Annotated in this window: 7 protein-coding genes and 1 pseudogene; 5 read left to right on the top strand and 3 right to left on the bottom strand. The window is 68.8% G+C overall.

Going from position 1 to position 10927, the window contains the following annotated elements:
- Positions 1 to 352 precede the first annotated feature (352 nt).
- Positions 353 to 698 (top strand): annotated as a pseudogene (locus tag P1P70_RS32010) (AAA family ATPase); the annotation flags it as partial.
- A 97-nt stretch (positions 699 to 795) separates the two neighbouring features.
- On the opposite strand, the gene P1P70_RS32005 reads toward P1P70_RS32010, so the two are convergent.
- Positions 796 to 1815, bottom strand: coding sequence for a DNA-directed RNA polymerase subunit alpha (locus P1P70_RS32005; RefSeq protein WP_319244015.1), 1020 nt, complete (start codon positions 1813 to 1815; stop codon positions 796 to 798).
- Between the two features lie 597 nt (positions 1816 to 2412).
- Here P1P70_RS32005 and P1P70_RS32000 point away from each other — a divergent pair.
- From P1P70_RS32000 to P1P70_RS31990, 3 genes are all read left to right on the top strand, one after another.
- Complete coding sequence (locus P1P70_RS32000; RefSeq protein ID WP_319244013.1) at positions 2413 to 2868, top strand: hypothetical protein; 456 nt, start codon at positions 2413 to 2415, stop codon at positions 2866 to 2868.
- Between the two features lie 300 nt (positions 2869 to 3168).
- Positions 3169 to 7605, top strand: coding sequence for a DEAD/DEAH box helicase (locus tag P1P70_RS31995; RefSeq protein ID WP_319244011.1), 4437 nt, complete (start codon positions 3169 to 3171; stop codon positions 7603 to 7605).
- Positions 7602 to 8486 carry a hypothetical protein gene (locus tag P1P70_RS31990; protein ID WP_319244009.1) on the top strand — a complete coding sequence of 295 codons (885 nt, stop codon included), beginning with the start codon at positions 7602 to 7604 and terminating at the stop codon, positions 8484 to 8486. Before P1P70_RS31995 ends, P1P70_RS31990 begins: the two co-directional genes overlap by 4 nt.
- Positions 8487 to 8606: 120 nt before the next feature.
- On the opposite strand, the gene P1P70_RS31985 is transcribed toward P1P70_RS31990, so the two are convergent.
- On the bottom strand, positions 8607 to 9155 hold the full coding sequence (locus P1P70_RS31985; protein WP_319244007.1) for a GIY-YIG nuclease family protein: 549 nt from the start codon (positions 9153 to 9155) through the stop codon (positions 8607 to 8609).
- 215 nt (positions 9156 to 9370) lie between these two features.
- On the bottom strand, positions 9371 to 9568 hold the full coding sequence (locus tag P1P70_RS31980; protein ID WP_319244005.1) for a hypothetical protein: 198 nt from the start codon (positions 9566 to 9568) through the stop codon (positions 9371 to 9373).
- A 123-nt stretch (positions 9569 to 9691) separates the two neighbouring features.
- On the opposite strand from P1P70_RS31980, the gene P1P70_RS31975 reads away from it, so the two are divergent.
- Positions 9692 to 10927, top strand: a 1236-nt coding sequence (locus P1P70_RS31975; protein WP_319244003.1) for a helix-turn-helix transcriptional regulator, incomplete at its 3' end; no start/stop codon positions are given.

Here is a 10927-nt window from a genome sequence, read left to right as displayed (position 1 = left end):
CTACGCCGAGCAGGCGACGGCCGAACCGACGAACCTGAAACCCCGTCAACCCTCACTGACCAGCTGATCAGCACCTCTCGCGCAACGGGGGAACCTCACCGCCGATCGTCGACAATCTCGAGCAGGGCCGCTGATGCTCTGGAGCGCTTGGTTCCCGAGCCTTGCCATCGATCAACAAGAGGACAGTTGACGGAACCAGGAAACCCCCTTGAGCGGCAGCACGCTCAGCGAGCACCCTGCGCAGTAGGTGTCCCCCAAGCCGCTCTATCCAGAGCAAGTTCCCTAAAGCTGGAAGGGGAGGGCGTGCGTGGACACCGAACTGGGTTCCGCAGTCGTCCTGATCACCGGCGTGATGGCGGCGGGGAAGTCCACCGTGGCCGAACTGCTGGCCGGGCAGCTACCCCGAGCTGCCCACGTGCGCGGCGACGTCTTCCGACGGATGGTGGTCCGGCCGGGAGGAACTGCTGCCCGAAGAGACCACCGAGGCCAGGTCCCAACTGGAACTGCGCTACCAACTGTCCGCGCTGGTGGCCGACGAGTACACGCGCCACGGCTGGACCGTGGTCATCCAGGACATCATCCTGGGGGAAGACCTGAGCCGGTATGTCGCCAGGCTGCATACACGACCCTTGTACGTCGTCGTGCTGGCTCCCTCCGCCGCAGCCGTGCGGAGCAGAGAAGTCGAGCGCCCGAAGACGGACAACCTCTCAGCCGCCCGGGTACAGGCCAGCTGAAGGTTAACGCCAGCGCGGCCGGGGCCATTCGTGAGAAAGCCTCACTGGCGCGGCGCACCGTTCAGTATTGCTCGGTCTCGACGAACCTCGTGTCCGCGTTGTTGGTGGCGAATGCATCGGCGGCGGCCGTGGGCTCGAATCCGGGCGGGCTGTCCTTGAGGCCCAGGCCCATGCCGGCCAGCTTCGCCTTGACCTCGTCGATGGACTTCGCACCGAAGTTGCGGATGTCCATCAAGTCGGCCTCGGAACGAGCGACGAGCTCACCCACGGAGTGGACGCCCTCACGCTTGAGGCAGTTGTACGACCGAACGGTGAGCTCCAGCTCCTCGATCGGCAGGGCGAAATCGGCGGCGAGGGCGGCGTCCGTGGGGGACGGGCCCATGTCGATGCCCTCGGCGTCGATGTTCAGCTCGCGCGCGAGACCGAACAGCTCGACCAGCGTCTTACCGGCGGAGGCCATGGCGTCACGCGGACGCATGGCCTGCTTGGTCTCGACGTCGACGATCAGTTTGTCGAAGTCGGTGCGCTGCTCGACACGCGTGGCCTCGACCTTGTACGTGACCTTCAGCACCGGCGAGTAGATGGAGTCGACCGGGATACGGCCGATCTCCTGGCCCACCTGCTTGTTCTGCACGGCGGAGACGTAACCGCGGCCGCGCTCGACCGTCAGCTCCATCTCCAGCTTGCCCTTGCCGTTGAGCGTGGCGAGGACGAGGCCGGGGTTGTGCACCTCGACACCGGCCGGGGGCGCGATGTCGGCGGCGGTGACCAGACCCGGGCCCTGCTTGCGCAGGTACATCACGACCGGCTCGTCGTGCTCCGAGGAGACGACCAGCTGCTTGATGTTGAGGATCAGGTCGGTGACGTCCTCCTTGACGCCCGGCACGGTGGTGAACTCGTGCAGGACACCGTCGATCCGGATGCTGGTGACAGCCGCACCGGGGATCGAGGAGAGGAGCGTACGACGCAGGGAGTTGCCGAGGGTGTAGCCGAAGCCCGGCTCCAGCGGCTCGATCACGAACCGGGAGCGGAACTCGTCGACGACCTCTTCGATCAGGGATGGACGCTGAGCGATCAGCACGGGGTGTTGCCTCCAGTGGTTTGGCGTCGGATAAGTGACGCCGCAGACACCACGAAGGGTACGTGCGCTACAGGCGGTTCGGCCTCTGCGCCCGACAGGGAGTCGTTCACCTACCCGCTGCGGGGGTTGTAGCAGTTCGCCAACACTGCCTACCCCCTTATTGGGCACGGTCGATGCCCAGCAGTTCGTCCGGTTGCTCTCGGTCGCGGAGGCCGCCGGCCGCGTTGCTCCTGCCGGTGACCCCTGCCGCTGTCGCCAGAGCCGTGCTGACCGCGTTCTCTGCCGGCGCCCTCGCTGTGTGCCTTCTAGGGCGCGGAGGGGCACTGCGCGTCTCGGTGCCCGCAGGTGTGACGTTCGTACGGCTGCTGACGCCCCGCCGGTGTCATAGCGCGGGTCGACCTCCCTGCCGGTGAGGACACTCGCGTGTCGTCGGTCCGGCTGCTCGGCGGCGGCCAGGATGCCCCAGTACCTACGACCCGGGAGGTCCCATTGCCTCGCACCCCGAAAAAGCCGGTCCTCGCTCGCGCCTGCGACCCGAAGGACGCAGCGAGAGCGGTTCTTGACGCTGCGTCCGCGCTGGGCCCCACACCTGGATACGTGAACGGCACGGATTACGCGGACTGGTTCGTCGAGGCGACGCCGGATCTGCTGCGTGCACTGGCAGACCTGGCCAACCACCACGAGGAGCACGAACTCGCCGACAATCTGCGCCGGTTCAGCGGTCCGATGTGCCTGGAGCCGCTGTACGACGACCCGTTTGAGAACCGCTCTCCCCGACGATTCTGCGCGGAGATCGTGGAACGGGAGGGGCAACCCTGTTCGGAGCACAGCCCGGAGAACGCGGACGCTCTGGGGCGCTGCGTCTGCCCCGACAGGACCAGGTTGTGCCGGAAACCCCGCGTGCCCGGCAAAGACCGGTGTGCCGATCACGTGGAGGTGTGCCTCGTGGTCAAGCGGGACGGCACGGTATGCGGGATGCGGCGCTGTGGGGTGCCGAAGCACAAGCGGGACACTGCGGCAGCGGCTGGAGGTGCGGCAGTGCGGTCGTCGTAGCGCTCCGCAGGTCGAGGCGCCGTCAAGCCGAGGTACTGGACGCCCGCAGGTGGTGCCGTCAAGGCATCGGTGCTGTATGCACACGTCCGGGTGGTGCACGGCGCTGCCGCCTCGGCGTGTCCACCCGGCTGTGAACACGAACTGTGATCATCGACTACTGACTGCGATCGCCTCTCCTGTTGGTGAGGTCCTGTGCTCTCGTGAAGGTTGGTCATGGCGACTCTCCCCTCCGCTCAGTCAGCTCGGGTGCCGCGTCCCTCGTCTGCCGCCCGGGTAGACCTCAGCGCCCTCGAGCCGTCGGTGTTCTCACGGCTTGTGGAGAAGGCGGACGAGACTCGCCACCTGCCTGCTGAGCTGGCTGCCGAGGCAGCCGTCCGGGCCGGAAGCGGCCGACTGGGCGTGAAGGAGCTGCGTCTGCTCCTTCTACGGTTCAAGGGAACTCGCCTCGCCGCCCAGGCGACGGCATCGGCCTGGGCGGTGGTGAGGGCGAGGCCCGAGCTCGCGACATCGGTGCTGCACTCCCATGCCCAGGAGAGCGGTGTCCCGACCGCGCTCGTCGTCCGGGACCTCAGTGGTGGTGGTCCTGGACTATTCGTCGTGCAGGCCGGCTGGCGCGATCAGGCCCGGCAGTTCCACGGCGCCGCCGTCACCCGCGGGACGAAGAAGGCTGCCCTGCAAGGCGCTGTGGTGAGCCTTCTCGGCCACATGTCCGGCTGTGAACCGGTGGATCAGGCCGGCTTCGCTGAGAAGGGGTGGCTGCCGGCGGCCCGGTATGCGGCCGGTTCGGTCGTAGCTATAGCTGACGCAACTTTCGCGTCACGATTGCTGAGCGCCCTCGCTCAGCCGGTCGTGGCGCCAGCCGTGGTCGCCGAGGTGGCCTCCCGGATCGCTGCGGGTGCGTTGATCCCTCGCGATCTTCATGCGGTGCTCTTCGACGCTGCGTCCTCCGCCTGGGAGCCAGCACGCAAAGCGGTGCTGATCGCCGCTGCCGAGACGCCTGGGGCCGCGGTCGCCGTGCTGACGCTGTACCACTCCGTTCGAAAGCAGCCTGTCCCGGAATTCGAAGAGGAACAGAAACCCGGAGGCGCGATTCTGTTCCGCTCTCGCATCACGTACGTGACCGACGGCGAGACGGCGACCGTGACCGGTCCGTGGCGCACAAACAAGCGCGACGCCCGGGGCGTGGTCGCACTGCGCGTGCTGGCCGATCTCGCCGGCCTGCCCGTCGAAGTTCCCCCGCCGCGGCAGACGCAGCCCCCTGCTCCTGTGACGAAGACGGCCTCCCCCAGCCCGCAGGACCGGCTCCTGGTGATGCAGCAGGGGGGTGTGATCAGCGAGCTGACCTTCAAGGAGCAGCCGAGCATCACGGGCCTGGAGCCTCTGTTCGTGTGCGTGGCCGCTTGCGTCAGCAATGGGCAGGTGGTCTCTGGCACAGGCCGCAGCGTGGGAAGGTCCGGCGCCCGCCTCGAAGCGGCGAAGCTCCTACTGGGCGAGTGCAAGCGGACCACGGCGCCCGCACTCCCTGTCTGGCATGGGAAGGAAAACGTCCCGGCCCTCAACGAGATGACCGCCCTCCAGGTGCTGAACCAGCTCAAGCAGAAGGGCCGGATTGACAAGCTGGTTGTCGGCAAGCCGCGGCTCGAACCGGGGGCCGGGTACCTCGCGGCCGTCACCTGCCAGGTCGCCGGGCAACAACTGCGGGTGGAGGTCGCCGGAGCGGCGAAGCGGCCTGCCCAGCGCAACGCGGCGAAGGCCATGCTGGAGCTACTGGCTGCACCACCTGGCGCGGCACCCCCGGACGCTCCCGCGGCGCCGGCGCCGGACATCCACGACGACCGCGTGCGGCACGGCCCCGCCGGACCGGTCGCCGGAGCCGACGACATCACCATGGCGGAAGCCTCTCTGGCCGCACTGCTACGGCAGGGAGCGGAACTCACCATCGACATCCACGGCGGGACCGCCCGGTTCCTGCTCTACAGCCCCGACGGGCTGCCCCTTCAGGGATCGCCCCCTCGCCCGATCCGAGCCTGTACGGCCGCACTGATCCTGCCGAGTCTGGGCAGTGCTATCCAACTACAGCTTGTGGAGTGCTGGCACGTCCCGCTACGGCTGCTCGCCAACGTACTGGCCGCTGCGGAGGAACAGGGAAAGGAAACGCATTCGGTCCGCGTGTGGCGCCAGGTCATCCGTCTCGGGCTGACCGTCGTGGCCTCCGGCCGCGTCTTCCCGCAGCTGGCGGACGACGGGGCGGACGTGTGGCGGGCCGGTCCGCTGACCGGCGAAGAGGAGGACTGGGTCGGGCGCCTTGCAGAGGCACTGGTGCCACCGGGGAACTGCGGCATGGTCGCGGACTCGAAGCCGCACCGGCTGTGGGCCCCGCGAGTCGCGATTCTCGCCGGACTCGACGCGGTCGCCGAGGCGATGCTCCGCGGCCCGGGTACCCCGACCGTGCTCGGGAACGGGCCGTTCACCGGGGCGGTGCCACGGCAGCAGCACGCGCCCGCACTCGTGCAGTGGGGCGACGATCTGCGGGACGGGGCGGCCTCCCAAGCGATGGACCTGGTGCTGTCGGTCCGCGCCCCGCAGAAGGACAGCCCGGACGACACCGAGCTGCTCTGGGCAGACCTCCGGCTGCGCATGCCGGATGCCCCGACGGCCCATGAACGGAACTGGCGCCGTGCTGCGGACATCGCGTCCGACCCCCAGCTCGTGGCCCTCCTACGCCGCCGGCTGCGGCACATCGCCGCCGACTGGGCACCCGCCGAACGGCTCCTGGAGCGCCCCGTCCCCGACACCTTCACACTGCGGGCGGCCGAGGCCGTCCTGCTGAGAGGACGGACAGCGCGGCAGCTGGAGCGGGCAGGACTGCGCGTGGAATGGCATCACGGGTGGACGGACCGTCTGCGGACCCGCGCGGTCCTGGAGCGCCGCCCCGCAGGACCGGTCGGCACAACTCGTCCCCGCTTCGCCCTGGACGACGTACTCGACGGACGCTGGCAGCTGTCGGTGGCCGGCGTCGACCTGTCCGACAGCGAGATGGACGACCTCGCGAAGACTCCTGTGCCGCTGGCGAAGGTCCGCCGCCACTGGGTGCTCCTCGACGAGGAGACAGCTCAGCGCGCAGGAGACCGCGTGATGGGGCCCGTGGCCGCCGACCAGGCGCTGCGGGCCTCCCTGACCGGGCAGATCAGCATCGAGGGCAACACCTTTGACTGCGAGCCGGCCGGAAACCTCGCCGAACTCGTGCAGTTCCTGCGCGACGGCTCCCGCAGCACCCCGGTGAAGTCACCCCACGGGCTGTCAGCCACCATGCGCGACTACCAGAAGCTCGGCCTCGCGTGGCTGGCGAACACCACCGACGCCGGCTTCGGAGCCCTCCTCGCCGACGACATGGGACTGGGCAAGTCCCTGACCGCCCTCGCTCTCCACCTGCACCGCCGCGACCAAGCGTGCCAACCCGTGGGCCCCTCCCTCATCGTCTGCCCAGCGTCCATGCTCATCAACTGGGAGCGCGAGGTGCAGCGGTTCGCCCCCACGGTGCCCACCGCCCGTTACCACGGCCCGGACCGCACCCTGGACGGAACGACGGCCCGCACCGTGGTGATCACGACCTACGAGACCGTCCGCCGCGACATCGACATCCTCGCCGCGCACCCCTTCGACCTCGTCATCGCCGACGAAGCACAGCTGATCAAGAACCATCGGACAGCCACGGCCATGGCCATGCGCCGCATCCAGTCCCAGATCCGCATCGCCCTGACCGGGACCCCCGTCGAGAACAGCCTCACCGATGCCTGGTCCCTGATGGACTGGCTCAACCCCGGCCTGTTCGGTGCCCTGAAGACCTTCCGCGAGCAGTTCGGCAGGCCGATCGAGGAGAACATCACCGACACCGAGCTGACCGACCGTCTGTCCAGCCTCCTCAGAGCCTTCATGCTCCGCCGACGCAAGAGCGACCCTGGAGTCCTGCCCGAGCTCCCGCCCAAGGTCTACAGTCCCCGGATCGTCGCGCTGACGCCCGAGCAGGCCGCCCTCTACCAACGGGTTGCTGACGACACCCTCCGAGAGATCCGCTCTGCCGAAGGCATCGCGCGCAAGGGCCTCCTGCTCAAGCTCTTCGATCAGTTGCAGAAGATCTACAACTCGCCCGAGCACTTCCTGAACGAGGCGCTCGACGACTCCTACGACCCCGAACGGGCCGCCGCACGCTCAGGCAAGCTGGCCGCACTCGACGACCTCCTGCCCGTGCTCCGCGACCCGGACGAGTCGTGCCTGATCTTCACCCGGTATCGGGCGATGGCCCACCGACTCGTCCATCACCTCCAGAGCCACAACATCAACCCGCTCTACTTCAGCGGCGACATCTGCGCAGGCCGCGACCGACAGCGCATCGTCGACACCTTCCAGAGCCGCCCCGGACAGACGATGGTCATCACCGTCAAGGCCGGCGGAACCGGCCTCACACTCACCCAGGCCAGCCACGTCATCCTCTTCGACCGCCCCTGGAACCCGGCCAAGGAGGGCCAGGCCATCGACCGGGCACACCGTCTCGGCCAGACCCGAACCGTCACCGTCCGCCAGCTCACCACCGAGAACACCCTGGAAGACCGGATCGACGAACTCCTGCGCCACAAACGCGCCCTTGCCGACGCCATCCTCACCAGCGACAGCTCCGCCCTCAGTGAACTCACCGACGATGAAATCTGCGAGCTGATCGCCCTAGGAGCCCCACGATGAACCACGCCAGCCTGTGGGCCGACAGCGTCGGCGCCGCCGCCCGCTCGACCATCGCCGACCAGGAAACCCTCCTCGTCGGCCGCACGGACCTGGACGACCGAGGTATCGAACGTCTCTGGATCTCGCCAGGACGCATCTCCGGCATCGTCACCGCACGCAACAGCGGCGCGGAACTCCGCGTAGCCATCACACTGCCAGTCCTCACCGCCGACCAAGCCTCCAACGTCCGCACCGCATCGCCCCACTGCGAGCACCACGACGCTGAAGACAACACACTGCCCGACTGTCTCGCCGACCCCGCGCACGCCGGCGGCGTGACCGTAGTGCCCAGCCCCGGCGAACTCCGTTTCATCTGCACCTGCGCGATGACAACCCCCTGCCGCCACGCAGCTGCCCTGGCACACGCACTCACCGACCGACTCGCCACCCACCCAGAAGACTTCGCTGTCCTTCGCGGACTGCGCCAACCCCAGCACCCGGCACAAGACCTCCCCACAGCGGGCGCGCCCACCGACACCAGGCCGAAGAACCGCCTCTCGGCACACCACGCGTGGGCCTGGTACAGGCAATACCCCGACCTACCCCCGGTCCCCGAGTACTCGCCTTCCCTCTCCGAGGAGCCGCCCGGCCTCCCAGACTGGGCCCCGCCGCCTCCCGCACCCACGACCGAGCACCTGCACGCTCTCGTGAACGACGCCGCAGCCCAGGCCAGAGACTTCCTCCGCACCGGAATTCCGCTCCAATGCGCCTGGGACGCGGACGCGGTCCGTCTCTCCTCCCGCATCCCACACACCTGCATCCCGGACATCGCCGACCGCCTTGGCCTCGACGTCGCGGACCTCCGCAATCGAATCACCGAATGCCACACCAACACGATCTAACCGGGCTCCGGGGTGGAGGCCAGCGCCCGTCCACCTTCCTCGGGAATCTCCATCGAGCAGCCTCTGCCAGATCTGAGGCTGAAGTGAGACGGGTGTTGTGCAGGCAGCAGTGAAAGTCGACTACTTGTCCGGTCGGGGGCCGGCACTGGCGTAGTAGAAGGCTCGCGCCTGCTTGACGAGGTCCCGGGAGGCGCCATGCTCCGTTCCCTCGACGTTCAGCGGCGGGTGCAGCTGGGAGATCAGTTGCTTCTCCAGTGGCACTGGGTGTGGGTGCTCGGTCCAGGTGAGGGTGAGGTGCTCGTGCATCCATTGAGTGAGGCGCTGTTCGTCGTCGGGGATCAGGACGACGCGGTCGGTCCAGATTGTGCGGTAGGTCTCAGCGGGCATGAGTAGGCCAGCCAGGGTCCGGCGCAGGGTGGACCGACCGGAGTCCCTCAAGTGGTTCGAGGCGACACGGGTCCGCAGTCGGCCGGCCTTACCCATGTAGAGCAGCCGCAGTCCGGCATCGCCCGTATTGACCGGTCCGGGGAAGCAGGGCAGGACCTCGGGTGATGCCCACCAGGCGTACACGCCCGCGGCAGCGGGCAGTGCGCTAGCCGCGCTGACGAGAGTCTGGGGTGCAGAGAGCAGGTTGGCGGTGGCCCGCTGCATGGTCGCGTCGTCGAGCATGGGCGAACCCTAGCCTCGTTATCGCGGGTGCCCGCAGTGCGGTTGCGGCAGACATTCCGGCTGGCCGAGAAGTGGTGCCAGTAGGAGTGCTGTCACCGATCCTGCTGGCTTATTCCGCGGGGGAGTCCATTGGCCAGGACAGCGGCGGCCATCCTGGCGTTTTCGGTCGGTGGTCGGACCGGTCGCCCGCGTTGGCAGGGTGTGCGCTGATCCTCTCAGGTGAGGAGGGCGGCGATGGCTGCGGTCACGGCGGTGGCGAGGGTGATGACTGCGGCGAACGTGGTCGCGGCGCGGGCCAGTGCGGCGGGGTAGGTGGCGCCGTCCATGCGGGCGAGCTTGCCCGCGCCGGCGGCGGCCAGCAGCGCGACGACGATGACGACTGTGATGGTGAGCAGAACGACGGCGACGGTCACGGCAGACTCCCGGTACACGGTGGGGTGTTGACGTGGTCGAAGGTCGCGAAAGTCGTGTGCGCCATGCTCCGCCGGGACGAAAATGAACACCGGCGAACATGACCGGTCCCGGGGGACGAACACGTGCACGATGAACAGAACGGCCACAACCCGGTACTCACCGAACTGCGTAGGAGATTGGACGACGGTCTGGCCCAGGCCCGGCTGACCCAGAAGCAGCTCGTTGCCCGCACCGGGCTGGGGCGCACCACCCTGTGGCAGGCACTGTCGCCCACGGGCCCGGTGCCGTCGGCACGGACCGTTGCTGAGCTGGCCCGGGTGTTGAAGCTGCCGGGCGAGGAGTTGCTGGAGTTGCGGCGGGATGCGGCCAGGGACGGAAAGGACGGGGGCGACGATCAATCGGGGCCTGGCCGTCCGATCGGTGGGTGGGAGCCGCACGATCTGGAGGTCCACCCTGCGGGGTTCGGCCGAACCGCTCCCGGCTGCGAGGCCCCTGCCGCGCGGGTGCTGCCCAGATACGTGCCCCGGGAGCATGACCGGGTGCTGGCCGCAGCGGTAGGGGATGCGGCGGCAGGCCGCAGCCGGATCGTGGTGCTGGTGGGCACCTCATCGACAGGCAAGACCCGGGCGTGCTGGGAGGCTGTCCAGCCCCTCGCGGACCAGGGATGGCGCCTGTGGCACCCCGTCGGCCCGACCCGCGCGGAGGCCGCGCTGGCAGGGCTGTGTCGGGTCGGGCCGCGGACGGTGGTGTGGCTGAACGAGGCGCAGCACTACCTCGGCGACCGGGCGGCCGGTGAACAGATCGCGGCGGCGGTACACCAGTTGCTGATCGATGAGAGGAACGGGCCGGTCCTGGTACTGGGCACGCTGTGGCCCGACTACGCAGCCGAGTACGCCGCCTTGCCCCCACCGGGCGGGGAGGATCCGTACAGCCGGGTGCGGGAACTGCTGGCCGGCCGCACCCTGACCGTCCCGGACACCTTCGACACCGATGCCCTGGCAGCGGCCACCGTCCTTGCCGAGAACGGCGACCGGCTTCTGGCCGACGCCCTCACCCGCGCCCGCGCCGACGGGCGGGTGGCCCAGGACCTGGCCGGCGCGCCCGAACTCCTCAACTGCTACCAGTACGCCACCCCGCCCGCCCGAGCATTGCTGGAAGCGGCGATGGACGCACGCCGCCTCGGCGTCGGCCTCCACCTTCCCCAAGCCTTCCTCACCGACGCCGCCCGCGACTACCTCAGCCAGAGCGACTACGACCACCTCACCGACGGCTGGGCGGAACTGGCCTACGCCAAACTCGCCGAACTGGTCCATGGCAAGCAGGCTCCCCTGCGCCGCACCATCCCCCGCCCCCCACTG

Source organism: Streptomyces sp. MB09-02B (assembly GCF_033794485.1).
Lineage (GTDB): Bacteria > Actinomycetota > Actinomycetes > Streptomycetales > Streptomycetaceae > Streptomyces.
This window is presented reverse-complemented; position numbering and strand designations above follow the sequence as displayed.

Coding starts and splice junctions, on each gene's coding strand:
- P1P70_RS31990 (WP_319244009.1), top strand. CDS start 7,602: ATGAACCACGCCAGCCTGTGGGCCGACAGCGTCGGCGCCGCCGCCCGC.
- P1P70_RS31985 (WP_319244007.1), bottom strand. CDS start 9,155: ATGCTCGACGACGCGACCATGCAGCGGGCCACCGCCAACCTGCTCTCT.